The organism is Paraburkholderia sp. SIMBA_054 (assembly GCF_046534875.1).
GTDB classification, from domain to species: domain Bacteria; phylum Pseudomonadota; class Gammaproteobacteria; order Burkholderiales; family Burkholderiaceae; genus Paraburkholderia; species Paraburkholderia hospita.
Genome location: NZ_JAWRXV010001140.1, coordinates 1 through 257 on the forward strand (window position 1 = coordinate 1; position 257 = coordinate 257).

Genomic DNA, 257 nt, shown 5'->3' on the forward strand with positions numbered 1-257 from the left:
TCGATTTTGCCCCTTGCCAAGTATGATAAAATTTTCATTAGACTGTTCATAGCATTCATAGCCAGAAACACTCGATTCCAAGATTTCCTTAACTGAATCAATTTTTACAATTTCATTATCCATTAACGCATCAAAGGAAAACGGACTTCTATACGAACTGAGATTAGTGATTTTAATATTTCCATTACCTATTTTTTTAATTTCCATTGAAAGGGGTATATCAAGATCACCTTTATTGTCTAGTTTTATAATATTAT

1 protein-coding gene is annotated in these 257 nt (G+C 30.0%); it reads right to left on the bottom strand.

Annotation, left to right across the window (positions count from 1 at the left end):
* Positions 1-257 (bottom strand): hypothetical protein (locus SB822_RS58725; protein WP_410859327.1); only part of this gene is annotated, 257 nt, incomplete at both ends.